Source organism: Nocardioides sp., assembly GCF_016462705.1.
Classification (GTDB): domain Bacteria; phylum Actinomycetota; class Actinomycetes; order Propionibacteriales; family Nocardioidaceae; genus Nocardioides.
This window is the reverse complement of the sequence record NZ_JAEMSS010000061.1, coordinates 1-22,819: the sequence shown is the minus strand read 5'-3', so window position 1 is coordinate 22,819 and position 22,819 is coordinate 1. Positions and strand designations below refer to the sequence as shown.

General features: G+C 71.4%; 23 protein-coding genes and 1 pseudogene. 11 read left to right on the top strand and 13 right to left on the bottom strand.

Features of this window, described 5'->3' with window-relative positions; all coding sequences use genetic code 11:
* The 3 genes from purH to JHD21_RS09890 form a co-directional block, all read right to left on the bottom strand.
* Positions 1 to 1,318, bottom strand: a 1,318-nt coding sequence (gene purH, locus JHD21_RS09900; RefSeq protein ID WP_292674178.1) for a bifunctional phosphoribosylaminoimidazolecarboxamide formyltransferase/IMP cyclohydrolase, incomplete at its 3' end; no start/stop codon positions are given.
* Positions 1,311 to 1,922 (bottom strand): phosphoribosylglycinamide formyltransferase, encoded by a 612-nt coding sequence (gene purN, locus JHD21_RS09895; protein WP_292674176.1) that lies wholly within the window; start codon positions 1,920 to 1,922, stop codon positions 1,311 to 1,313. The genes purN and purH, both read right to left, overlap by 8 nt.
* Before the next feature lie 10 nt (positions 1,923 to 1,932).
* On the bottom strand, positions 1,933 to 3,186 hold the full coding sequence (locus tag JHD21_RS09890) for a DUF6350 family protein (protein WP_292674174.1): 1,254 nt from the start codon (positions 3,184 to 3,186) through the stop codon (positions 1,933 to 1,935).
* Between the two features lie 101 nt (positions 3,187 to 3,287).
* On the opposite strand from JHD21_RS09890, the gene JHD21_RS09885 reads away from it, so the two are divergent.
* From JHD21_RS09885 to JHD21_RS09860, 6 genes are all read left to right on the top strand, one after another.
* Entirely contained in the window at positions 3,288 to 5,135 is a 1,848-nt protein-coding gene (locus JHD21_RS09885) for a sigma factor-like helix-turn-helix DNA-binding protein (protein ID WP_292674173.1), read from the top strand.
* Positions 5,136 to 5,241: 106 nt separating this feature from the next.
* Positions 5,242 to 5,745, top strand: coding sequence for a SigE family RNA polymerase sigma factor (locus JHD21_RS09880; protein WP_292674171.1), 504 nt, complete (start codon positions 5,242 to 5,244; stop codon positions 5,743 to 5,745).
* Positions 5,738 to 7,168, top strand: a complete 1,431-nt coding sequence (locus tag JHD21_RS09875; protein ID WP_292674168.1) for a hypothetical protein — start codon at positions 5,738 to 5,740, stop codon at positions 7,166 to 7,168. Before JHD21_RS09880 ends, JHD21_RS09875 begins: the two co-directional genes overlap by 8 nt.
* A 15-nt stretch (positions 7,169 to 7,183) precedes the next feature.
* On the top strand, positions 7,184 to 8,527 hold the full coding sequence (locus JHD21_RS09870; RefSeq protein ID WP_292674165.1) for a glycoside hydrolase domain-containing protein: 1,344 nt from the start codon (positions 7,184 to 7,186) through the stop codon (positions 8,525 to 8,527).
* A gap of 72 nt (positions 8,528 to 8,599) precedes the next feature.
* Positions 8,600 to 10,180 (top strand): methionine--tRNA ligase, encoded by a 1,581-nt coding sequence (gene metG, locus JHD21_RS09865; RefSeq protein ID WP_292674163.1) that lies wholly within the window; start codon positions 8,600 to 8,602, stop codon positions 10,178 to 10,180.
* On the top strand, positions 10,180 to 10,851 hold the full coding sequence (locus JHD21_RS09860) for a GPP34 family phosphoprotein (protein WP_292674160.1): 672 nt from the start codon (positions 10,180 to 10,182) through the stop codon (positions 10,849 to 10,851). The genes metG and JHD21_RS09860 overlap by 1 nt, the downstream gene beginning before the upstream one ends.
* Here JHD21_RS09860 and JHD21_RS09855 read toward each other — a convergent pair.
* From JHD21_RS09855 to chrA, 3 genes are read right to left on the bottom strand one after another with little or no spacing between them, the layout of a single operon-like run.
* Positions 10,848 to 11,990 carry an N-acetylmuramoyl-L-alanine amidase gene (locus JHD21_RS09855; RefSeq protein ID WP_292674157.1) on the bottom strand — a complete coding sequence of 381 codons (1,143 nt, stop codon included), beginning with the start codon at positions 11,988 to 11,990 and terminating at the stop codon, positions 10,848 to 10,850. The two genes, JHD21_RS09860 and JHD21_RS09855, sit on opposite strands and share 4 nt — an antisense overlap.
* Before the next feature lie 56 nt (positions 11,991 to 12,046).
* Positions 12,047 to 12,661: a DsbA family protein gene (locus tag JHD21_RS09850; protein WP_292674155.1), complete on the bottom strand. Its 615-nt coding sequence runs from the start codon at positions 12,659 to 12,661 to the stop codon at positions 12,047 to 12,049.
* Between the two features lie 8 nt (positions 12,662 to 12,669).
* Complete coding sequence (gene chrA / locus JHD21_RS09845) at positions 12,670 to 13,755, bottom strand: chromate efflux transporter (RefSeq protein WP_292674153.1); 1,086 nt, start codon at positions 13,753 to 13,755, stop codon at positions 12,670 to 12,672.
* 73 nt (positions 13,756 to 13,828) lie between these two features.
* Between chrA and pepN the strand changes: the two genes are divergently transcribed.
* Complete coding sequence (gene pepN / locus JHD21_RS09840; RefSeq protein ID WP_292674150.1) at positions 13,829 to 16,384, top strand: aminopeptidase N; 2,556 nt, start codon at positions 13,829 to 13,831, stop codon at positions 16,382 to 16,384.
* A gap of 61 nt (positions 16,385 to 16,445) precedes the next feature.
* Here the strand turns inward: pepN and JHD21_RS09835 are convergent, their stop codons facing one another.
* From JHD21_RS09835 to JHD21_RS09820, 4 genes are read right to left on the bottom strand one after another with little or no spacing between them, the layout of a single operon-like run.
* Positions 16,446 to 17,399 carry an SPFH domain-containing protein gene (locus tag JHD21_RS09835; RefSeq protein ID WP_292674148.1) on the bottom strand — a complete coding sequence of 318 codons (954 nt, stop codon included), beginning with the start codon at positions 17,397 to 17,399 and terminating at the stop codon, positions 16,446 to 16,448.
* Between the two features lie 40 nt (positions 17,400 to 17,439).
* The gene (locus JHD21_RS09830; RefSeq protein WP_292674146.1) at positions 17,440 to 17,697 is read right to left on the bottom strand and encodes a hypothetical protein; all 258 of its coding nucleotides are present in this window, start codon (positions 17,695 to 17,697) and stop codon (positions 17,440 to 17,442) included.
* Positions 17,697 to 18,095 carry a DUF5130 family protein gene (locus JHD21_RS09825; RefSeq protein WP_292674144.1) on the bottom strand — a complete coding sequence of 133 codons (399 nt, stop codon included), beginning with the start codon at positions 18,093 to 18,095 and terminating at the stop codon, positions 17,697 to 17,699. Before JHD21_RS09825 ends, JHD21_RS09830 begins: the two co-directional genes overlap by 1 nt.
* On the bottom strand, positions 18,082 to 18,381 hold the full coding sequence (locus tag JHD21_RS09820; protein ID WP_292674141.1) for a hypothetical protein: 300 nt from the start codon (positions 18,379 to 18,381) through the stop codon (positions 18,082 to 18,084). Before JHD21_RS09820 ends, JHD21_RS09825 begins: the two co-directional genes overlap by 14 nt.
* A 59-nt stretch (positions 18,382 to 18,440) precedes the next feature.
* On the opposite strand from JHD21_RS09820, the gene JHD21_RS09815 reads away from it, so the two are divergent.
* Positions 18,441 to 19,466 (top strand): mechanosensitive ion channel family protein, encoded by a 1,026-nt coding sequence (locus JHD21_RS09815; protein ID WP_292674138.1) that lies wholly within the window; start codon positions 18,441 to 18,443, stop codon positions 19,464 to 19,466.
* A gap of 6 nt (positions 19,467 to 19,472) precedes the next feature.
* Here JHD21_RS09815 and JHD21_RS09810 read toward each other — a convergent pair whose 3' ends face one another.
* A complete protein-coding gene (locus JHD21_RS09810) occupies positions 19,473 to 19,898 on the bottom strand; it encodes an OsmC family protein (RefSeq protein WP_292674135.1) in 426 nt (141 codons plus the stop codon).
* A gap of 57 nt (positions 19,899 to 19,955) precedes the next feature.
* Here JHD21_RS09810 and JHD21_RS09805 point away from each other — a divergent pair, with 57 nt between their 5' ends.
* Positions 19,956 to 20,357, top strand: coding sequence for a globin (locus JHD21_RS09805; RefSeq protein WP_292674132.1), 402 nt, complete (start codon positions 19,956 to 19,958; stop codon positions 20,355 to 20,357).
* Between the two features lie 196 nt (positions 20,358 to 20,553).
* Here JHD21_RS09805 and JHD21_RS09800 read toward each other — a convergent pair whose 3' ends face one another.
* Together JHD21_RS09800 and JHD21_RS09795 are read right to left on the bottom strand one after the other, a co-directional pair.
* On the bottom strand, positions 20,554 to 21,459 hold the full coding sequence (locus JHD21_RS09800) for a thioesterase family protein (protein ID WP_292674129.1): 906 nt from the start codon (positions 21,457 to 21,459) through the stop codon (positions 20,554 to 20,556).
* A 46-nt stretch (positions 21,460 to 21,505) separates the two neighbouring features.
* On the bottom strand, positions 21,506 to 21,706 hold the full coding sequence (locus tag JHD21_RS09795; RefSeq protein WP_292674126.1) for a hypothetical protein: 201 nt from the start codon (positions 21,704 to 21,706) through the stop codon (positions 21,506 to 21,508).
* 101 nt (positions 21,707 to 21,807) lie between these two features.
* On the opposite strand from JHD21_RS09795, the gene JHD21_RS09790 reads away from it, so the two are divergent.
* Positions 21,808 to 22,416 carry a TetR/AcrR family transcriptional regulator gene (locus tag JHD21_RS09790; protein WP_292674123.1) on the top strand — a complete coding sequence of 203 codons (609 nt, stop codon included), beginning with the start codon at positions 21,808 to 21,810 and terminating at the stop codon, positions 22,414 to 22,416.
* Positions 22,417 to 22,484: 68 nt separating this feature from the next.
* Positions 22,485 to 22,819: pseudogene (locus tag JHD21_RS09785) on the top strand (acetyl-CoA C-acyltransferase); the annotation flags it as partial.

Genomic DNA, 22,819 nt, shown 5'->3' with positions numbered 1-22,819 from the left:
GCCCCATGCCGATGCCGACCGAGGCGCCGTCCTTGGCGAGGAGGATCGCGTTGGACTTGGCCGCCCGGCAGGCCTTCCAGGCGAACGCCAGGTCGGCCAGCACCTCCGGCGACGCGGGCTCGCCGGTGGCGAGCGTCCACGTCGTCGGGTCGTCGCCCGGCGCGTCGATCCCGTCGCGGTGCTGCATGAGCAGCCCGCCGGAGATCGGCCGGGTCTCGGCACCGCCGCGGCGGTCCGGGGCACAGACGAGCAGCCGGATGTTCTTCTTCGCGGCCAGGACCTCGACGGCTCCGTCGTCGTACGCCGGAGCGACGACCACCTCGGTGAACACCTCGGCGACCTGCTCGGCCATCGCCACCGAGACCGGCACGTTGGTCGCGATCACGCCGCCGAACGCCGACACCGGGTCGCACTCGTGCGCCCTGCGGTGTGCCTCGGCGACGTCCGCGCCGACCGCGATCCCGCACGGGTTGGCGTGCTTGATGATCGCGACGGCGGGCTCGTCGAAGTCGTAGGCCGCCCGCCGGGCCGCGTCGGCGTCGACGTAGTTGTTGTAGGACATCTCCTTGCCGTGCAGCTGCTCGGCCTGGGCCAGGGCGGGCGCACCGAAGCCCTGCCGGTAGAGCGCGGCCGGCTGGTGCGGGTTCTCGCCGTACCGCAGCGTCGCCGCCTTGTCCCAGGTGGCGCCGACCCAGGCCGGGAAGCCGGTCCCGTCCGACGTGTCGGTGAGGACGTTGCCCATCCACGACGCGACGGCGACGTCGTACGTCGCCGTGTGCACGAACGCCTCGGCCGCGAGGGCCTGGCGCTGGGCCAGCGTGAACCCGCCCGCCGCGGTGGCCGCGAGGACGTCGGCGTACCGCTCGGGGGAGGTGACGATCGCGACCGACGGGTGGTTCTTGGCGGCCGCCCGGACCATCGACGGGCCGCCGATGTCGATCTGCTCCACGCACTCGTCGGGCGTGGCCCCCGAGACGACGGTCTGCGTGAAGGGGTAGAGGTTGGACACCACCAGGTCGAAGGGCTCGACGCCGAGGTCGGCCAGCTGCCGCACGTGCGAGTCGAGACGACGGTCGGCCAGGATCCCGGCGTGCACCTTCGGGTGCAGCGTCTTCACCCGGCCGTCGAGGCACTCCGGGAAGCCGGTCAGGTCCTCGACCTTGGTGACGGGGATGCCGAGGCCCTCGATCAGGGCCGCCGAGCCACCCGTCGAGACCAGGGCGACCCCTGCGTCGTGCAGGCCCCGGACCAGGTCCTCGAGCCCCGACTTGTCGTAGACCGAGACGAGCGCTCGCTTGATCGGGATCTGGTCACTCATGTCCGATTCGGACCCTTCTGTCCTCGATGGTGAAGCCCTCGCGGGCGATCCGTCCGACGGTGTCGACGAGCAACGCCCGCTCGGCGACCTTGATCCGCTCGTGCAGCGTGTCGACGTCGTCGTCGTCGCGCACCTCGACCGCGGCCTGCGCCACGATCGGACCGGTGTCGACGCCGTCGTCGACGACGAACAGCGTGCACCCGGTGACCTTGACGCCGTACGCCAGGGCGTCGGCAGGGCCGTGCATGCCGGGAAAGCTGGGGCTGAGCGCCGGGTGCGTGTTCAGGAACCGGCCCTCGAAGCGGGCCAGGAAGTCGGGCCCGACCAGCTTCATGAAGCCGGCCGAGATCACCAGGTCGGGCTCGTGCTCGGCGACCGAGTCCGCCAGCGCCAGGTCCCAGGCCGCGCGGTCGGGGTGGTCCTTGACCCGGTGCACGAACGTCGGGACGCCGGCCCTCTCGGCGCGGGCGAGCCCCTCGATCCCGTCCCGATCGGCACCGACGGCGACCACGGTGGCGCCGTAGGCCTCGTCCGCGGTCGCGTCCAGCAGGGCCTGGAGGTTGGTTCCGGCCCCGGAGACGAGAACCACCAGGCGCGCGGGCACGCCGTGGAGTCTATGCAGCCGCGACCGACGACCGCCGCTGCCACCAGGTCATCGCCAGCCCGCCGATGAGCCCACCGATCCCGAACGCCGTGATCGCGTGCACCATCGTCGACCCGACGAGCGGGCCGACGTCGGTCATCCGACCCGGTCCGACCGCGCCACCGGCCAGCGAGACCAGGACGCCGAACGCCGCACCGGCGAGCATCCCCCCGCCACAGCCGTGCAGCGCGCCCTCCTCGTAGCGGAGCGTCGGACGCCTGCGCTGGGCGCGGGCGACGCCGAGCGCCGCCACGACCGGGGGCAGCCCGACGAGCCAGGGGGTCCAGCCGGGCGTGGGGCCGCTGTCCGGCAGGGCCGCGAGCATCGGGAAGACGGGCAGCGCGCCGACGGTGACCTCGGCGGGCGAGACGATCGTCCGGACGCCGACGGTGAACCCCGGACCGAGCAGGTAGGACCCGGAGAACAGCGTCGCGTTGGGCGCCAGCACCAGCGACACGAGCACGAGGAGCGCGGTCCCCGCGCCGTCGGTGCCGAGCTGGGAGACCAGGTTGAGGGCGGTGCCGAAGTCGAGCACGAGGGCGCCGAGGAAGAATGCGAGGCACACCCACGCCCAGGTGGTCAGCACCGAGCGGCACGTGGCGGCCGTCGCGACCACGGACGGCGGGAGCCCGGCTCCCCAGACCGAGGCACGTCCCGAGCCCGCGGCGATGGCCGGGACACCGCACAGGACGCACAGCACGACCGCCCAGAGCACGACCCGGAGCAGGTCGGGTCCCGTCGAGGGCGTCGAGGCCAGGGTCCCGGCGAGGACCGCGGTGCCGACGTACCCGGCCGTGAACACCAGGCCCGCCACCAGCACGGTCCAGTCGCGCTCACCGTCGGCGATCCGGTCGGCGTCCGGCCCGTGCCCGGACACGGAGTCGCCCAACCGGTGGGCGGTCCGCCAGGTCGCCCAGGCACAGACCAGCGTGATGCCGAGCGGCACGACCGTGACCAGGACCCCGTCGACGCGCACGCCCGAGCCGTGGGCCATGAGCCAGGCCAGCGCTCCGGTCTGCAGCCCGTCCCGAGGCGCGCCGTGGGCGCCGGCGTCGGTCAGGAACCAGCCCGCCACCCCGACCGCCAGGCACACCACGAGCGTGCCGCCCGCGGCGAGGACTCCCGCGAGACCCGCGAGGAGGACGAGCGGACGCCGGTGGCGGAGGTCGTGGCTGACCTCCGCGGCGGATCGCCGGGTCTCCCGGTCGGGCAGCAGCGCGGTCATGGTTCCTCATGGTCGCCGGGCGCCGCCGCGCTCCGCCGCTGCCACGCCGACCCATGGCCACATTGGGCAGGTTTCTCGCCCTCCTCTAACGTGGACCGGCGATGCGCAAGACCGACCAGGACAGCTTCGAGACGTTCTACAAGGACGTCCGCTCCGGCCTCCTGGTGCAGACCTACGCGCTGACCGGCGATCTTCAGGCCTCGCAGAAGGCGGTCCGCGACGCGATGGTCGTCGCCTGGCACCACTGGCGGAAGGTCTCGCGGCTCGAGGACCGGGAGGACTACGTCCGGCCCCTCGCGTGGAAGCGGGCGCTGCGGCGGAGCCAGGCGCGCTGGTGGAGCCGGATGAAGGGCCTCGACCCGGAGGTCGCCGCCACCCTGGACGCCCTGGCCAAGCTCCCCGTGACGCAGCGCCGGGTGCTCCTCCTGAGCCACCTGACCGCCCTGCCGCTGGAGGGGATCTCCAGGGAGGTCGGGATCTCCCGGGTCGCCGCCGAACGCGAGCTGCAGACCGCCACCGCGCTGTTCGCGGTCAACCGCGACGTGGAGTCGGCCGGCATCCGGCCGGTGCTCGAGGTGCTGCGCACCCAGATCGACGAGGTGCGCTGGCCGCGACCGTCGATCATCACCCGCGCCGGCTCCGCCCGGCGCCGCTCGCACACCACCTTCGGTGCAGCCGTCGCCGTCGCCGCCGTGGTCGTCTCCGGGTCCGTCGTCACCGACGCCGCGGGCGTCCGGCCGAGCCTGGACGCCAAGGGCGTGCTCGAGGGCGTCACGCCGAGCCCGCCGACGAGCACCCGGCCGCCACCGGACGTCCAGCAGCTGACCCCGGAGGCACTCCTCAGCCCCGACCTCGTCGGCACCGCGCTGACCGGCGCGTGGACACAGGGGAAGACCTCGGGGAACACCGAGGGCGACGGCTTGGTGTTCACCTGCCAGGGCGGGCGGTACGCCGACCCCGCCGGCCTCGCCGCACTGGTCCGCACCTTCAAGCCCGCGACGCCGGACGACGCGAGCACGGCCGGCCAGTCGGTGGAGGTCTCCGCGGACGAGGAGGCCGGACGGACGACGTACCGCACCACGACCGGCTGGTACGCCGCCTGCCTCGCTCCGCGGATGCAGCTGCTGTCGACGCACAAGGTGCAGGGCGTCGGTGACGAGGCGATGCTGTTCACCCTGCGCGACTGGAACGACCCCACCAAGGCGCAGGTGGTGGGCGTCGCCCGGACCGGAGCCGTCACCACCACGACCTCGGTCACCCGGCCGGGGGCTCGCGATCCCGACGCACAGCCGAGCGCGGCGCTGCTCACCAGCGCGGTCGACGGTCTGTGCGGGCTGCCCGCCGGCGGGGAGTGCGCCGACGTCCCGCGGCTCAAGCAGGTGCCGCCGATGGCGGCCGGCTCGTCGCCAGCGCTGCTGAGCGAGGTCGACCTGCCGCCCGTCACCAAGGTGACCAGGCCGTGGGTGGGCACGTCTCCGGAGGCCGCCACCACCAACCTGGCCGCGACCCGCTGCGACGAGTCGGACTTCGCCGGGAACGGTTTCAGCCGCGGCGAGACCCGCTCGTTCCTCATCCCCGACGCGGGCCTGCCTCCGGAGTTCGGGCTCACCCAGACCGTCGGAGCCCTCCCGAGACAGCAGGCGGAGACGTTCGTCGCCGACGTCCGGAAGCGGCTCACGACCTGTCCGGACCGCGACCTCGCCACCGAGGTCGACCAGGTGGAGGACATGACCGAGGGCAGCCGAGAGCTGACGGTGTGGCGGCTCACCGTGGAGGTGTCGGACGAGCGCACCGTCACCTACCTGATGGGCATCATCCGCAACGGGACCGCCGTGGCCCAGCTGACCTTCGTCCCGGCCGACGGCGTGGTGATGGGCGGGGACCCCTTCATCGCCCTCGCGATGCGCGCCCAGGACCGGCTCGCCCGACTCGGCAGACCGAAGGCCTAGACCCTTCCCAGAAATCCCGCTCGACCGTGCAACCGTGAACCCGGCCGGGGCGTATGCCCCGTGTCAACCACATCAGCACTGAACAGTTGGGACGGGACACGGGTCGATGGACGAACGCGAGTTCGACGACTTCTACGCGGCCTCGTTCTCGCGCCTGACCGCTCAGGTCTACGCGATGATCGGGAACCGGGACGAGGCGCAGGAGTGCGTGCAGGAGGCGTTCGTCCGCGCCTGGGCGCACCGCCGCAAGCTGGACAAGGCCGAGCATCCCGAGGCCTGGGTCCGGACCACGGCGTACCGCTTGGCGGTCAGCCGCTGGAGGCGCACGGTGCGCGGACGTCGCCCGGCCGACCGGGCCCTGGGCCCGGCCACCGAGTCCGCCGCCCCGAGCGAGACGCACGTCGCTCTCGTCGAGGCGCTCAAGCAGCTGCCGGAGTCGCAGCGCCAGGCGCTGGTGCTGCACCACATCGCCGACCTGCCCGTGCACGAGGTGGCCCGGGAGACCGGCGCCCCCGAGGGCACGGTGAAGGCCCGGCTCTCCCGCGGCCGCGCCGCCCTCGCCCTCCTCCTCGCCGACGGACCCATCGACCCGGGAGCCTCGCATGCCTGAGAACGACCCGTTCGAGCCACTCGACAACTTCCCCGAAGGACTGCACGTGAACGCCCTGCCCGCTTCCGAGGTCCGCCGCCGCGGCGACCGGATGCGCCGCCGCAACACGGCGCTCGCCACCGTGGGTGGCGTCGTCGCAGCGGTGGTGTTCATCGGTGTCCCGGTGGCGCTGACGTCCGGCAACGACAAGGACACCGTGGACCCGGCACCGCCCGTGCCCACGGAGACCGAGGATCCGGCGCCGACGCAGACCTGGCTCACCGAGATCCCCGAGGACTTCCCCCTCGCCGACGGTTTCCCCGAGACCAACGGCTCGGACGGCTCCCCCACCGAGGTCGTCGACGACCCCCAGTACGACGGCATCGGCGCGTGCCAGACCGGTGTGATCCCGAGCGGCCAGGTCGACACCGCGGGCATCGTCTACACCGGCGAGAGCGAGGACCGCGCCTCGCGCACCCTGGTGCTGCTCGCCGACGACGCCGCGGCGGCGGGCTTCCTCGCCGAGGTCCGCGAGCTGGTCCAGGAGTGCCCGACGTCGCCGATGGACAACGGCGAGGACATCCTCGAGTCCGCCCTGGTCGACGTCGACGTCGACCTCGGCACCGACGGCTCGCTGGTCGTCACCCAGCAGGTCCGCGCCGACGACGGCCTGCTCAGCCAGCTGACCGTCACCGCGTTCGCCCAGACCGGCAACGCCGTCCTGGTCGACTCCTCCTACGGTGCCGCCGGCGGCGACCAGGCGGTCGAGATCAACACGCAGAACATGGTTGACCGGTCCGACACCACGCGCGCCGCCATGTGCGTGTTCTCTGCCGACCCGTGCTCGACCGGGGACCAGGGCACCCCCGACCCGGAGACTTCGTCCTCGACTCCGGTGGAGAACGGCACCGCTGCGATCCCGGCCGGCTTCCCGCTCGCCCAGGGACTGGACGAGAACGCGGAGAGCGGCGTCGAGGGTCCCGGTCCTGATGTCGAGGCCGCGCCGGTCGTCGACGTCTGCGGAACCGACGTCTGGGCGCCATCAGGGGTCGTCGAGCGCCTCGCGGTGAGCGAGACCGGGATCGAGTACCGCGAGACCCGCGAGCTGTCGACCTTCATCAGCGCCGACGAGCCGGCCGAGTCGGTCACGCAGGTGCGGGAGGCGGTGACGGCGTGCCCGCGCATCGAGGGCGAGTCCTACGGCTACACCACGAAGGCGCTCGAGGGACCCGAGGGTTACGACTCCTTCACCTTCGGCATGGTCGCCGACGAAGGGCTCGACGGCAGGGTCTACCAGGTGACCCGGGTCGGCTCGGCGGTCCTGGTGGTGTCCGCCAGCGGCGAGATGAGCGAGTCGTCGCTCCAGCCCACGGCGGACACCCTGACCGAGGCGACGCTCGCCCTGGCACCGCGGATGTGCGTCTTCACCGAGGACGGCTGTTAGGTCACCCTTCGGCCGGTGAGGCACCATGGCCGGGTGTTCTCGGGAGCCTCCACCACCGTCCGCCGCCTCCTCGTCGTCACCGTCGCCGCGCTCGTCTGCCTCGGCAGCGGCACGGCGACGGCGTCCGCGTCCGCACCTGACCGCGAGCGCAAGCCCGGCGCACCCGGCTCACTGACCGGCTTCGGCTTCGACGCCTGCACCGCCCCTGCCCAGGAGGTCATGGACGCCTGGTGGGAGGCCTCGCCCTACGCCGCGGTGGGCATCTACATCGGCGGCAGCAACCGGCTGTGCGACCAGCCGGAGCTCGACGCCGCGTGGGTGAAGCAGCAGCAGCGGACCGGATGGCACCTCCTTCCCCTGCAGGTCGGCCCGCAGGCCAGCTGCTCCGGCTACGCCGATCGGATGTCGTCCGACCTGCCCATCGCCGAGCAGCAGGGCCGGGCCGAGGCCGCCAAGGCCGTCGCCACGGCGCAGGACCTCGGCATCGGCCGGGGCAGCACGCTCTACTACGACCTCGAGGACTACGACATCGGTCCGGACGACTGCCGCCGAGCGGCCCTGTCGTTCCTCTCCGGTTGGACGAAGTCGCTGCACGCGGCCGGCTACGACTCCGGCGTCTACTCCAACGTCGCCGCGGCGATCACCTCGCTCGACTACGCGTCCATCGCCTCGTCCGGCTCCTACGCGATGCCCGACGACATCTGGTTCGCCTGGGAGAACGGCAAGGCCGACACCGCCGACGGCGACCGGGTCGACAGCAGCCTGTGGGACGACCACGCACGGATCCACCAGTACGACCTGGACGTCGCGCAGAGCTTCGGCGGCCACACCCTGGAGATCGACAGGAACTGGGTCGACGTCGGCGCCGGCTCGGTCGGCTCGCCCTCCAAGGCGCTGTGCAAGGTGCGCGGCAAGGGTGTCGACGTCGACCTGCGCGCCTACCCGAAGCGGACGAAGGGGTCGCGCGGCCCGGCCGTCGAGGCCGCGCAGTGCCTGCTGCGCCGGCACGGCTGGACCTCGGCCCCGATCACCGGGACGTACGACGCGAAGACCGTCACCGCGGTCACCAAGGCCCAGAAGAAGCTGGACCTGAAGGCGACCGGCAAGCTCGACCGCCGGACCTGGGTGGCGCTGCTCGCCCGCGGCTCGAGCCCGCTCGTCAAGGTCGGCTCCACGGGCGACCCGGTGCGCCGGGTCCAGCGGGCGCTGACCGCGGCCCTGGGCAAGCGCGTCACTGTCGACGGCGCGTTCTCGAAGAAGACCGCGAAGGCGGTGGCGAAGTTCCAGCGCCAGGCCGGCCTGCCGGCCACGGGCGTGGTCTCCGACGACGTCTGGGACCGCCTGCTCGCGGGCCGCTAGCACGTCACCGCCCGGACGCCCGGTTCCGAGCGCGCCGGGCAACCCGGTCGACAGGGTTCCTAGGATGGGGACGTGCCTGGAACCGAGGACGCCTTCTACCTGACGACGCCGATCTACTACGTCAACGACGCCCCCCACATCGGCCACGGGTACACGACCGTGATGGGCGACATCCTCACCCGCTGGCACCGGCAACGCGGCGAGCAGGTCTGGTACCTGACCGGGACCGACGAGCACGGCCAGAAGGTGCTCCGCAAGGCGGAGGAGAACGGCGTCAAGCCGCAGGAGTGGGTCGACCGGCTCATCGACACCGAGTGGAAGCCGCTGCTCGAGACCCTCGACATCGCCAACGACGACTTCATCCGCACCACGGAGGAGCGGCACCTGCTCGGGGCCAAGGCCTTCTGGGAGCGGATGCACGCGAACGACGCCGTCTACAAGGGCTCGTTCTCGGGGTGGTACTCCGTCGGAGCCGAGGAGTTCGTCGCTGAGGACGACGTGCTCGACGGCGAGGGCGAGGACACCGGCCACAAGGTCTCGGCGCTCGACGGCAGCCGGCTCGAGCACGTGACCGAGGAGAACTACTTCTTCCGGCTCTCTGACTACCAGGACCGGCTGCTGGCTCTCTACGAGGAGCGTCCGGAGTTCATCCAACCCGAGTCGTCGCGCAACGAGATCATCGCCTTCGTCAAGCGCGGCCTCAACGACCTCTCGATCTCGCGGTCGACGTTCGACTGGGGGATCCAGATCCCCTGGGACCCCTCGCACGTCATGTACGTGTGGATCGAGGCCCTTCTCAACTACGTCACCGCGATCGGCTACGGCACCGACCAGGATCGCTTCGAGCGGCTGTGGCCGGCCGACGTGCACCTCGTCGGCAAGGACATCGCGCGTTTCCACGCCGTCATCTGGCCGGCCATGCAGATGGCGTCGGGCATCGAGGTGAGCCACCGGGTGTTCGCGCACGGGTGGCTGCTCGTGGGCGGGCAGAAGATGAGCAAGTCGAAGGCCAACGGCATCCGGCCCGCCGAGATCGTCGACGTGTTCGGGTCCGATGCCTACCGCTACTACTTCGCCCGTGCCCTGACCTTCGGACGCGACGGGTCGATCTCGTGGGAGGACATCCACGCCCGCTACACCTCCGAGCTGGCCAACGGCCTCGGCAACCTCGCCTCCCGCACGGCCGCGATGATCGGCAAGTACTTCGAGGGGCGGCTGCCGGACGCGGGCGAGCCCACGGACGCCGAGACGGCGGTGGTCGACCTCGTGGCCGACGCGACGGCACGTGCCGACGCCGCCATCGAGGCCCTCGCCCCGCACGAGGCGGTGAGCGCGGTCTGGGAGATCGTCGAGTCCCTCAACGGCTACCTCGCCGAGCAGCAGCCGTGGCAGGTGGCCAAGCACGATCTCGTGCGCACCGGCGCCATCCTGGCCACCGCCGCTGAGGGTCTGCGCGCCCTGTGCGTCCTGCTGGCACCGGTGATGCCGAAGGCCACGGCAGCACTCTGGGAGTCCCTAGGGGCAGACGCCGTCATCGGGCCGCTGTCGGACCAGCGCATCGCCGACGTCCCCCGGTGGGGTCAGCTCCCCGCTGGGACGCCGGTGACCAAGGGCGCCGTCCTCTTCCCGCGCATCGAGGTCGAGGACGCCTGATGACGCTCATCGCCGAGGACCTCCTGCTCCTGCTCCTCGACGACGAGTCGGGCAAGGTCGCCGGCTCGGACACGGCCGGGCTTGCCCTCGGCGGCGCCGTCCTCGCCGAGCTGGCGATCCTCGGCGCGGTGTCGGTCGACGAGCAGACCAGCCGCTTCCGGTCGCCCAAGGTGCGGGTGACCGGGCCCGCGCCGGAGGACCGGGTCCTCGCCGACGCGCTGGACGTCGTCGCCGAGAAGGAGCGCCCGGCGCAGAGCCTGGTCGAGCGGCTGGGCAAGGGGCTGGTGCAGACCCTGGGCGACCGGCTGGCCGACCGCGGCATCCTGGAGCGGCGGGAGTCCCGCATGCTCGGGATGCTCCCGCGCACCCGCTGGCCGGCCGTGAACAGCAACCACGAGGCCGAGGTGCGGCGGACGCTGACCTCGGTCCTGGTGCAGGGCACCACCCCGGACCCCCGCACGGGGGCCCTGGTCGCCGTCCTGGCCGCCGTCGACCGGGTCCACAAGGTCGTCGACCACGACGGCATGTCCCGGCGCGAGGTCAAACGGCGTGCCGCCGAGATCGCCGAGGGCGCCTGGGCCGCGTCGGGGGTCCGTTCCGCGATCCAGGCCTCGCACGCCGCTGTGACCGCCGCGGTCGCCGCTGCCGCTGCGGCTGGTGCCGCGGGCTAACCCTGCTGCGGACCGAACTTGTCGACCCGCTTCTGGGTCCGCTCCCTGATCCGCGGGAGGGCGGCGTACAGGTGGGCGCCGGGGCAGGCGGTGTCGTTGGTGTCGCGGTGACCGTCGATGACAGGGAGCCTGACCTTCTGGCCCGACGGGAACTTGTCGCTGCCCTGGGAGTAGACGCCGGCCAGACCGGCCGGTGTGCGGCGGTACATGTCGAGCTTCCAGGCGGCCAACCGCACGATCGAGGAGATGACCGCTCGCTCGGGCCGGACCTCCTCGAAGTTGCCGATCACCGCGATGCCGGTGGAGGTGCTGTTGAAGCCGAGGGTGTGCGCGCCGAGGACGGGCAGCGACGAGCCTCCGGCCCGGCCCTGCCAGATCCCCCCGAAGCGGTCGACCAGGAAGTTGTAGCCGACGTCGGACCAGCCGAGGCTCTTCGTGTGGTAGCGGTAGATCCCGCGCAGCAGCGCCGGGACGTCCTCGGGCGCGTAGTCGTTGCTGTTGACGGTGTGGTGGACGTGCACCTGCTGGATGGTGCGGTTGAACCACGGCCCGCCGTTGCGCCACTTCTCGTTCGCGCCCCAGGCCCGGCGCCGGACGATGTCCGGCTGGGGCGCCTTCTTCTTGCGCTCGGACCGGTCGCCTGGTTCGACGCGTTCGTACCGGGCGGCGGGGTCGACGAGGACCGGGTCCCGACCGGGCGCGATGAGCGACAGCGTCGCCGCCTCGATGCCGTCGGCGCCGCGGACGTCGATCGCGTCGCAGTCGCCGGTCCACAGCGGCTCGGTCGCGCGGAGACCGGGCCGGCCCTCCCCGCCGCCGTCGGGTCCGTCATGGAGGGGACGCAGCGCCCGCCATCCGGTCCACTCACCGTGGCTCCGGGTCCGGACCCGGAGCCGGGCCGTCGCCGGTCCGCCGCGCCAGGTCACGCCCACCATCGAGAAGTGGTGACCCGTGATCGGACCGCTCCGCAGTCCTCGGGCACCGGTCAGCACCAGGTCGGCGCTGGCGTCAGTGGCAGCCGTCGCAGCCGCCGTCGCCGGTACGGCGTACGTCGTGGCCGCGGCGGACGCACCCAACGCGGCGGACCCGAGCAGAAAACCTCGTCTGCTCGGCGTGGCGCTCCCCGGGAACTGGCTCATCGCATGTCATCATGCGTCACTTTCGCCACACGTGCCACCCGATCCCGGAAGTGGGCTCAGGAGAAGTCGAGCTCCTTCTCGCGGGTCCGCTTCAGCTCGGCGAAGTAGGGGAACGACGACAGCGCCAGCGCGCCGTCCCAGATCCTGCCGGCGTCCTCGCCACGCGCGATCCGGGTCAGCACCGGTCCGAAGAACGCCTGTCCCTCGATGGCGATCGTCGGCGTTCCCACCTCGTAGCCGACCTGGTCCATGCCCGCGTGGTGCGACTTGCGGATCGCGTCGTCGAAGGACTCGTCGTCCATGGCGTCCGCCAGTGCGACCGGCACCCCGATCGCCTCCAGTGACTCCTCGACCAGCGCCCGGTCGATCCGCTCGCGGCGCTCGGTGTGCTTGCGGGTGCCGAGCGCGGTGTAGAGCTCGGCGAGCTTCTCCTGGCCGAACTGCTGCTCGACCGCCATGCAGACCCGGACCGGCTGCCACTTCTCCCGGGCCTTCTCCCGGTCCTCCGCCGAGCTGTCCGGGCCGGCGTCCCGGTCCTCGTTGAGGTAGGCCAGGCTCATGATCCGCCAGGTCACCTCGATGTCCCGCACCTGCTCCGCCTCGAGCATCGTGCGCGACGTGATCCACGCGAAGGGGCACAGCGGGTCGAACCAGAAGTCGACGTTAGTCATACCTTCAACTACCCAGGGAGGCCTGCCAGTATTCCGACGGCTGCTCCGGCGAGGACGTACCAGCCGGAGTTGAGCCCGGTCCGCCACAGCATCACCAGCGTCACCACGATCACGACGGGCGCCCACCAGCTGTCCAGGTTGTCGCGTCCCAGGTCGACGGACACGCCCACGATCAGCGCGAGGGCGGTGACGTTGAGCCCGGTCAGCATGGCCGAGGTCCAGCCGCGCGACCTCAGCCAGCCCACCAGCCTGGTGAGCAGGCCGACGAACACGAAGGACGGCAGGAAGATCGCCACGGTGGCGAGCACCGCGCCCCAGAAGCCCCCCACGAGGTAGCCGACGAAGGTCGCGGTGGTGAACACCGGGCCCGGCGTGACCTGACCCACCGCCACCGCGTCGACGAGCTGCTGATGGCTGAGCCAGCCGAGGCGTTCGACGAAGTCGCCCTCCAGGAAGCTGATGAGCACGTAGCCGCTGCCGTAGAGCACCGAGCCGATCTTGAGCATCGTCAGGAACAGCTCACCCAGCCGCCCGTCGCCGGACGGTGCGAGCACCAGCGGCAGGAGGAGAGCCGCTGCGCCACCCGACCGCGCCCGCCCGACGAGGTACGGCACCACGGCGACGAGCGCACCGCCGAACAGCACGACGAGCTCGTTGACACCCAGGAGGTACGCCGCGAGCGCGGCGACGCCGACCAGCGCCAGCCACCACGACGTGGCCGCGGTCCTGAGCAGGGGGACGACCGACCAGGCGATGATCGCGAGCACGACCGGCACGACGCCCGCGAACACGTCGCCCACCACCGGGGTGTCCCCGTGCTCGACGTAGGCCCAGGCCAGGACGCCGACGATCAGGGCCGCCGGGAGGATGAAGCAGACGCCGGCGGCGACCAGTCCGCGCCACCCGGACCGGTCGTGGCCGAGGTGGATGGCCAGCTCGGTCGAGTTGGGGCCGGGCACGAGCTGCGTCGCGCCGACCAGGTCCAGGAACCGCTCGTCGTCGACCCAGGCCCGGCGGCGCACCAGCTCGTCGCGCATCATCGCGGTGTGCGCCGCCGGCCCGCCGAAGGCGACGACGCCGAGGCGCAGGAACACGGCCACGACCTCTCGCAGGGAGCCCTCAGAACCCAGGGGCCGTGATGCCGCCACGGGTGGCAGGATGGCACGCATGCCTGGAACGAACCTCACCCGGGACGAGGCCGCCACCCGCGCCTCGCTCCTGGACGTCACGTCGTACGCGATCGAGCTGGACCTGACGACCGGAGACACCCACTTCGGGTCCACCACCACGATCGAGTTCACGTGCACCCAGCCCGGGAGCGAGACGTTCGCCGACCTGGTCGACGCGACCGTGCACGAGATCACGCTCAACGGCCGGCCCGTCGACGTGGGCGCCTACGAGGACAACCGGATCGCCCTGACCGGACTGGCCGCGGACAACACGCTGGTGGTGCGCGCCGACTGCACCTACTCCCGGACCGGCGAGGGCCTGCACCGCTTCGTCGACCCCGCGGACGACCGGGTCTACCTCTACTCCCAGTTCGAGGTCCCGGACGCCCGCCGCGTCTACACGACGTTCGAGCAGCCGGACCTCAAGGCGCCCTACACGTTCACCGTCACCGCGCCGGCGCACTGGAAGGTCGTCTCCAACGCCCCGAGCCCGCAGCCCCGGCCGGTCGAGACCGGCGACGACGGGCCGTCCACGGCGGTGTGGCACTTCGAGCCGACCAAGCCGATGTCCACCTACATCACCGCCCTCGTCGCCGGCGAGTACCACGAGGTGCAGTACACCTACGAGGGCGAGACCCAGAGCATCCCGCTGGGCCTCTACTGCCGGCAGTCGCTCGTGGAGCACCTCGACGCCGACGAGCTCATCAAGGTCACCGAGCAGGGGTTCCGGTTCTTCGAGGAGGCCTTCGGCTACCCCTACCCGTTCGGCAAGTACGACCAGCTGTTCGTGCCGGAGTACAACATGGGCGCGATGGAGAACGCCGGGTGCGTCACCTTCCGCGACGAGTACCTCCCCCGCAGCCGCCAGGACCGGGCGTTCTACGAGTTCCGCGCCGAGGTGATCCTCCACGAGATGGCGCACATGTGGTTCGGCGACCTCGTGACGATGAAGTGGTGGGACGACCTCTGGCTCAACGAGTCGTTCGCCGAGTGGGCCTGCTACCACGCCGCCGTCGAGGCGACCGAGTTCACCGAGGCCTGGACCGGGTTCACCAACGCCCGCAAGAACTGGGCCTACCGCCAGGACCAGCTGCCCTCGACCCATCCCATCGCGGCCGACAACTACGACCTGCAGGCCGTCGAGGTCAACTTCGACGGGATCACCTACGCCAAGGGCGCCTCGGTGCTCAAGCAGCTGGTCGCGTGGGTCGGCCTGGAGAACTTCCTCGAGGGCATCCAGGGCTACTTCCAGGACTTCGCGTTCGGCAACTCCGAGTTCAAGGACCTGCTGATGGCGCTGGAGAAGTCCAGCGGGCGTGAGCTCGAGTCCTGGGCCCAGGAGTGGCTGCAGACCTCGGGAGTCAACACGCTGGCGCCGCAGTTCGAGCTGGACGCCGACGGTGCCTACTCGTCGTTCGCCGTGCTGCAGAGCGCGACCCCCGAGCATCCGACACTCCGCCGGCACCGGCTCGGCATCGGCCTCTACGACGAGGTGGACGGCCGGCTGGTGCGGCGCACCTCGCTCGAGACCGACGTGGAGGGCGACGTCACCGACGTCAGTGTGCTGGTCGGCCAGAAGCAGCCCGACCTGCTGCTGCTCAACGAGGGGGACCTCGCCTACGCCAAGATCCGGCTCGACGAGCGCTCGCTCGCGACGCTGACGAGCAGCATCGAGACCATCGACGACTCGCTGGCCCGCGCCCTGTGCTGGGGCGCCGCCTGGGACATGACCCGCGACGCCGAGATGACGGCGACCGACTTCGTCACCCTGGTGCTCTCGGGTCTCGCCTCGGAGACCGACGCCTTCGGGGTGAGCCGGATTCCCGGCTACGCCGCCCTGGCCGCCAGCCTCTACTCGGCGCCGGCCCACCGTGACGAGCTGCGGGCCCGATGGGAGTCCGGCCTGTGGGAGCTGCTGATCACGGCGGACCCGGGTGGGGACCACCAGCTCTCCTTCGCCAGGGCGTACGCCGGGGCCGCCCACACCGACCAGGCCCTGGCCCGCATCGAGGGACTGCTCGACGGCTCCCTGGAGCTCGACGGCCTCGCCGTCGACGCCGACCTGCGCTGGACGTTCCTGTCGGCCCTGGCCAAGAACGGCCGCGCCGACGGCGACCGGATCGACGACGAGCTGGCCCGCGACAACACCATCTCCGGCCAGGAGCACGCCGCCGCGGCCCGGGCCCTGCGCCCCACCGCCGAGGCGAAGGCCGAGGCCTGGGAGCTGGCGATGGTGCGCGACGACGTGCCCAACGAGACCCAGCGCAGCATCGTGCTCGCGTTCAGCGCCTACGGCCAGGACGAGGTGCTCGCGCCGTACGTCGAGAAGTACCTCGCCGCCGCGGACACGATGTGGGAGGACAAGGGGACCCAGCGCGCCTCGACGGCGCTGGAGTACATCTTCCCCAAGCACCTGGCCAGCCAGGAGCTGCTCGACCGGCTCGACCAGTGGCTCGAGGAGTCACCGGCCAACCCGGCCGCGAAGCGCTACGTCCGGGAGAACCGCGACGACGTCGCCCGCGCCCTCAGGGCCCAGAACAAGGACGCCAGTTGAATACCCCCGTGCTCGCTCCGCTCGCAACGCTCGCTTCGCTCGCAGGCTCAGGTTGAGTTGACTACTGTCCGGGGTTGATCAGGCTGTTCGTCGATGGCTGGAACGGGTTGAGCCCGTTGTCGATGGCGTACTGCTGCAGGAACCCGAGCTGACCGAGCACGTCGACGCGGGCCTGGATCTTCAGCGCCTCGGCCTTCTCGACCTCCACCTGGGCGAGGGCGGCAGCCTCCCGGGCCTCGGCCTCGGCCTGGGCGGCCTTGGCCGCGGCGACCGCGGCCTGCTGCTTGATCAGCTCGTCCTTGATCGACTGCGGCGGCTCCGGCTTCTGGAGCGTGATCGCGAAGTTGAGGAAGAACTCGGTGTCCCCGTCGGTCTGGCGGTTGATCAGCGTGGGCAGCTGGTCGAGCACCGACTGCTCCCACAGGGCCTTCTTGGCCGGGTCGGTGTACAGCTCGGTGTAGGTGTAGGCCTGCCCGGCCCGGTCGATCGCCGTGTCGAGCGGCCGCGCGATGTAGACGCTGAGCACCTGCCGCCAGCCGTCGGAGCGCAGCCCGTCCTCGGTCATGTACGCCGAGTAGCGGTTGCCGATGAGCTCGTGGAAACGCTGCAGGGCCCCGCCCTCATAGCGGACGTCACCGATCGTGAGCGGCTCGCACGAGGTGTTCAGGAGGAAGTTGGCGACCCCCTCGACGGTCATCTCGATCCCGTCCTTGGTCACGAACGTGATCGGGCCACCGTCCCCGTCGCCTGCGTCGAAGACGAAGTTGGTCTGCGACGCGGGGTAGGCGAAGTGGCCGTCACCGGGGCCGTCGAAGACCCGGTTGGACGGGGCGATGCAGTCCGAGAACCGTTTCGAGGTGAACGCGCCGCCCTTGTAGTGCAGGGCGACCTGGTCGGGGCCGGTCGAGGCCGTGGACGGCCTGACGAAGATGAGGCAGAACAGCCCCACCACCAGCGCGAGGATGACGAAGATCAGGATGCCGCGGGCCGAGCGCCCGGCAGTCTCGTTGGCCATGGGCCGCAGGCTAGTGGTTCCGCGCCTCCGGGTTGAGGGGTCAGGGCAGCTCGCGTCGGCGGGCTTCCTGCTCGCGCGAGCGGATCGTGTCGATGATGATGGTCGAAAGCTCGGGGGCGATGTCCCGGTTGGTCCAGGCCACCTCCTTCACCTCGTCCAGGAGCGCCTCGAGCTTGGCGGCCCGGGCCTCGGCCGCACGGGCGCGCTCGTCGGCGATGGAGCGGAAGAAGGCCAACACGGCCAGCGCGATCAGGACGACGAGGACCACGCCGACGATGGCGAAGAGCATGCCGCCCATCAGTCACTCAGTCCAGGCCCGGCGTGCAGCGTCTGCGGCGCGCGGGCGTGGTCGGCGAGCATGTGGATCCCGCGCCGCAGCCCGCCCACGAGGTCGCCGGCCGCGAAGTCGGACTGCATGGCGGCGACGGCCAGCTCCACCTCGTTGTCGCTGAGCGTGCGGCGGACGTAGCTGCCGGTCACCACCTCGAGCAGGCGGCGGGTCGGGTCGACCATGATCAGGATGCTCCGGGCCGGCGCGACCAGGGCGGCGTGCAGGCCGGCGGCGAACTGGCGCGGCTCGCCCTCGGCGTTGCCGACGAAGACCGAGAACTCCACCCGTGCGAGCTGCTCGGCCTTGCGGATCGTCTCGTCGAGGACGACCCGGTCGGCACTGCGGAAGGGGTCACCAGCGGCCACTGGCGCCTCCGGAGTCCGGGTCGTGGCGGTCGGCCGGCTCGGCACCCGGACCGGACAGCTCGCCCGCCGCCGTCCGCGGCCCGCCGAGCCACTGGTTCTCCACGGCCGGTGCCCCTGGGGCGATCCGCTCGCCCCGCACCAGCGACGGGACGTAGACAGCCAGGGTGATGCCCACGAACAGCAGCAGCGGGACACCTCCGAGCAGGAGGACCGCCTGGACCAGGTCCACGTCCTCGGGCTCGCTCCAACCGACCGGGACGTCCCACGGGATGACAGCGAAGATCACAGCTGCGAGCCTATCGGCTGGCTTGGGATCGCTCACCAGGGCATGCAAGCCTGGGCGGCATGCCGTTCGACATGAACGCCCCCTGCGAGACCGACGAGGCGATCTGCCAGCAGGTGCAGGACTGGACCGGCAGCGACCAGGCCGCCAACGTCGCCGACCTCCTGGTCGGCAAGCCCCTGGTGCTCGTCGGCCTGTTCGCGCTCCTGGTGGTCGTCCGCTGGGTGCTGCACCGCCTGATCGACCGGGTGGTCCGGCGCGCCGAGCTCGGCGTGCTCCCGCAGACCATGGGCCGCCTGGGTCGCCGGGGACGCGCCTCGCCCCCTGACACCGTGCAGCACGCCCGTGACATCGCCGTGTCCACCCGGCGAGCGCAACGGTCCAAGACGATCGGCGACCTCTTCAAGAGCATCGTCACCGGGGTCCTGGTCGCCATCATCGGCACGATGATGCTCAGCGAGATCGGCGTCGACATCGCGCCGATCATCGCCAGCGCCGGGATCATCGGCATCGCGCTCGGGTTCGGGGCCCAGTCGCTCGTCAAGGACTTCCTCAGCGGCGTCTTCATGATCGTCGAGGACCAGTACGGCGTCGGCGACGTGATCGACGTGGGCGAGGCCACCGGGACCGTCGAGGCGGTCACCCTCCGGGTCACCCGGCTGCGCGACCTCAACGGCACCGTCTGGTACGTGCCCAACGGCGAGATCCTGCGGGTCGGCAACATGAGCCAGAACTGGTCGCGAGCCGTGGTGGACGTGTCGGTCGCCTACACCGAGGACCTCGGCCGCGTGAGGCGGGTGCTCGCCGAGATCGCCCACGACCTCTGGGACGACGACGACTGGCGGGAGCTGATCATCGAGGAGCCGGAGGTCACGGGTGTGGAGATGCTCGCGGCCACCTCGGTCACCCTCCGGGTGATGGTCAAGACCCTGCCGATGGAGCAGTGGGCCGTGGCCCGGGAGCTGCGCCAGCGGGTCAAGGCGCGCTTCGACCACGAGGGGATCGAGATCCCCTACGCCCAGCGGGTCGTGTGGCAGCGGAAGGAGGAGAAGGTCACGCAGGAGGAGCAGCCCGCGCCCGCCGAGTGACTGCGGCTACGCCAGACGTGCGTCGAGGGTGATGTCGACGGCCTTGAGCGCCTGGCTGACCGGGCAGCCCTCCTTGGCCGCCTCGGCCGCCGCGACGAAGTCCTCCTCGCTCATGCCCTCGACGGCGCCCCGCACCGTCAGCCGGATCTGCGTGATGCCGGTGCCGGGCACGAAGTCCACCTCGGCCGAGGTGTCCAGGCTGGTGGGCGGCGTACCGGCCTTGGCCAGGCCGTTGGAGAACGCCATCGAGAAGCAGGCGGAGTGGGCCGCGGCGATGAGCTCCTCGGGGCTGGTCTTGCCGCCCGCCTCCTCGGCGCGGGCCGGCCACGACACGTCATAGGTGCCGAGCCCGGACGACTCGAGGGTGACCTTGCCGGCGCCCTCGAAGAGGCTGCCTTCCCAGTGGGTGGACGCGGTGCGAGTAGTAGCCATGGCCCGATCCTTCCACGCCGATTCTCGGAGTCGGACCCACGTCGGCAGAATGGAACGGTGACGTTCTACGACGACATCGGCGGCGAGGAGACGTTCCGCCGCATCGTCGCGAAGTTCTACGAGGGCGTGGCCACGGACCCCGTGCTGCGGCCGCTCTACCCCGAGGAGGACCTCGGCCCGGCCGAGGACCGGTTCCGGCTCTTCCTCATCCAGTACTGGGGTGGCCCGACGACGTACTCCGACACCCGCGGGCACCCGCGGCTGCGGATGCGGCACGCCCCGTTCGCCGTCACCCCGGTCGCGGCCCAGCACTGGCTGCGGCACTTCCGGGCCGCGCTGGACGAGGTCGAGCTCACGCCGGAGCAGGACGCGCAGTTCTGGGACTACGTGACCCACGCGGCCCAGTTCATGGTGAACACCATGGAGACAGCCGAAGAAATCTCTCCCCCTCGGATGTAACGACCGTCACCTCAGGCGACAGGTGTCCCCGACGGTCGCACTCGCGGGGCGACCCGACACCCCCGGTCAGAGGCCTCGTCACCATGGCGAGGTGGAATGGCGGTTTAACCCCCCAAACCGCTGCTCCGGCCCGGCGGTAGCGAGTTCCGAGAGCTACCGCCGGGCTTCTCGGTCCTGCTCGCCCGCCCAGGCAGGCTCAGCGCGCGGCGGCCTGGGCCGCCAGCAGCGGGGCGCGGTACGCCTCGGGGGGCTCCGTGGAGCGACCCGACTCGGGGTCGACGAAGACGATGGTGACGCGAGCCCTGGCCAGCACGGTCTCGCCGTCGTGGATCTCGGACACCAGCGTGAGCGACCGGGTCCCGACCCGCTCGATGCGGGACCAGCAGTCGTACGGCTCGGGCCGGAACAGGATCGGTCGCCGGTAGTCGACGTCGGTCTGTGCGACCACGATGCTGGCCCGGGGCACGTCGCTGGGCACCTCGGCCCACAGCCGCGACGTGAGGTAGAGCAGCCGCGCCTCCTGGAAGTACTCGAAGTACTTCACGTTGTTGACATGGCCGTAGACGTCGACGTCGCTGAACCGGACGTGGACGGCGTAGCGCCCGAGCTCCGAGGGCGTCACGGGTTCCAGGCGTGGCGGCCGGGGGCGCTCCTCCTCGGGCTCCAGGAACTCCTCGAGCCGGGCGCGCTCCTCCGGCGTGATCCTCCTGGGCCGCTCGGTCGTGAAGACGTAGGGCGTCAGCACGGTCGTGGCACGGACGAAGACGTTGCGCTCCCCCGGCCGGCTGCGCGACTCCCGGAAGATCTCGTAGGCGATGGTGAACGAGGCCGCCCGCACCTCGGTCACCCAGCACTCGATCATCACCGGCTCGAAGGTGAAGAGGAGGGGGCGCAGGTACGTGACCTCGTGCCGGACCACCACCACGCCCTCGGCGAGGTCGTCCTGGCCTCCGGCGCCGGAGTGCCCGTGCGGCCGGGACCCGTGGGCCCGGAGCATGTCGACCCGGGCCTCCTGGAGGTAGTCGACGTAGGTCACGTTGTTGACGTGCCCCAGCATGTCCAGGTCGGCCCAGCGCATCGGGCACTCGTAGACGTGGCGCACGGCGTCGACTCTAGGCGTGTCCTCCCGAGCCGGCGCCGCGCGCTCGTCAGTGCGCCGAGACGAGCCGGCGGTAGTACGTCGGGATGCTCTCGCGGCGAGCCACGCGGGCGCGGTGGTTGGTGGCGACGAACGCGGACACCGTCTGGCCGATGACCGCCAGCGAGACGATGGCGGCGACGACCGCAAGGGCGATGAAGGCGTTGATGAACGGGTCGAGACCACTGAGGTCGGGAGCCATGTTGCTCATGACGGGGTTCCTTTCTACGTCTGTAGAACAGTTCTACACCTGTAGAATGTCGCGGGCAAGCGGAGATCTTCCCCCCGGCGGCAGTTAGTGTCCGGAGTCACATGACCAGCACGCAGAACCCGCTCGTCCCCGCCGCGACCGGCCGCCGTCGCGAGCTGCTCGACGCCGCCCTGGGGGTGGTGGCCGACGAGGGCCTGCGCGGCCTCACCCATCGGGCCGTGGACCGGCGCGCCGGGCTCCCCGAGGGCACCTGCTCGGCGTACCTGCGCACCAAGCAGCTGCTGCTGCTGGCCGTGGCCGAGCACGTCGCCGCCACACTGGCCGCCGACGTCGACCGGCTCGCCCTCGACCTCGGGGAGTGCGACGGCGACACGGACCGGGCCGTGGCCCACACCCTGGCCCTCTTCGAGCGGTGGCTGGAGGAGCGCGAGCTGGTGCTGGCCAAGCTGGAGCTGTCCCTGGAGGCACCCCGCAACCCGGCGGTCGCGGAGGTGCTCGCCGCCTGGCGAGGCCGGCTGGTCGCGGTCGTCGACGGGATCGTCTCCCAGGCCGGCAAGCTGCACAGCCTGTCCCGGTCCGAGACGCTGGTGGCGTCCTTCGACGGACTGCTCATCGCCGCCCTGCAGAAGCCGGTGCCCGAGCGCCGCGGCTTCCTGTCCGAGTCCTTGTCCCTCGTCCTGCACGCCCTGACCGAGCCCGAGGCCTGTTGAGCCCCTGGCGGAGCGGCGTGACCGAGGGCACAGCACCGGTGGAACCTGTTCTCATCTAGGCTCGCCCCATGCCTGAAGCCGTGATCGTGTCCGCTGCTCGCTCGCCCATCGGCCGCGCCAACAAGGGGTCGCTCAAGGACCTCCGGCCCGACGACCTGACCGCCACGATCGTCCGGGCGGCACTCGCCAAGGTGCCCGAGCTCGACCCGTCCACGATCGACGACCACTACCTCGGGTGCGGTCTGCCGGGCGGCGAGTCGGGCAACAACATGGCGCGCGTCGTCAACGTGCTCATGGGCCTGGACGACGTGCCCGGCGCCACGATCACGCGCTACTGCTCCTCGTCGGTGCAGACCACCCGGATGGCGTTCCACGCGATCAAGGCCGGCGAGGGCGACGTGTT

Coding starts and splice junctions, on each gene's coding strand:
- JHD21_RS09830 (WP_292674146.1), bottom strand. CDS start 17,697: ATGGGCGGCATGCTCTTCGCCATCGTCGGCGTGGTCCTCGTCGTCCTG.
- pepN (WP_292674150.1), top strand. CDS start 13,829: ATGCCTGGAACGAACCTCACCCGGGACGAGGCCGCCACCCGCGCCTCG.
- JHD21_RS09815 (WP_292674138.1), top strand. CDS start 18,441: ATGCCGTTCGACATGAACGCCCCCTGCGAGACCGACGAGGCGATCTGC.
- JHD21_RS09860 (WP_292674160.1), top strand. CDS start 10,180: ATGACGCTCATCGCCGAGGACCTCCTGCTCCTGCTCCTCGACGACGAG.
- JHD21_RS09850 (WP_292674155.1), bottom strand. CDS start 12,661: ATGACTAACGTCGACTTCTGGTTCGACCCGCTGTGCCCCTTCGCGTGG.
- JHD21_RS09885 (WP_292674173.1), top strand. CDS start 3,288: ATGCGCAAGACCGACCAGGACAGCTTCGAGACGTTCTACAAGGACGTC.
- JHD21_RS09890 (WP_292674174.1), bottom strand. CDS start 3,186: ATGACCGCGCTGCTGCCCGACCGGGAGACCCGGCGATCCGCCGCGGAG.
- JHD21_RS09835 (WP_292674148.1), bottom strand. CDS start 17,399: ATGGCCAACGAGACTGCCGGGCGCTCGGCCCGCGGCATCCTGATCTTC.
- JHD21_RS09790 (WP_292674123.1), top strand. CDS start 21,808: ATGACCAGCACGCAGAACCCGCTCGTCCCCGCCGCGACCGGCCGCCGT.
- JHD21_RS09875 (WP_292674168.1), top strand. CDS start 5,738: ATGCCTGAGAACGACCCGTTCGAGCCACTCGACAACTTCCCCGAAGGA.
- JHD21_RS09795 (WP_292674126.1), bottom strand. CDS start 21,706: ATGAGCAACATGGCTCCCGACCTCAGTGGTCTCGACCCGTTCATCAAC.
- JHD21_RS09855 (WP_292674157.1), bottom strand. CDS start 11,990: ATGAGCCAGTTCCCGGGGAGCGCCACGCCGAGCAGACGAGGTTTTCTG.
- JHD21_RS09810 (WP_292674135.1), bottom strand. CDS start 19,898: ATGGCTACTACTCGCACCGCGTCCACCCACTGGGAAGGCAGCCTCTTC.
- JHD21_RS09880 (WP_292674171.1), top strand. CDS start 5,242: ATGGACGAACGCGAGTTCGACGACTTCTACGCGGCCTCGTTCTCGCGC.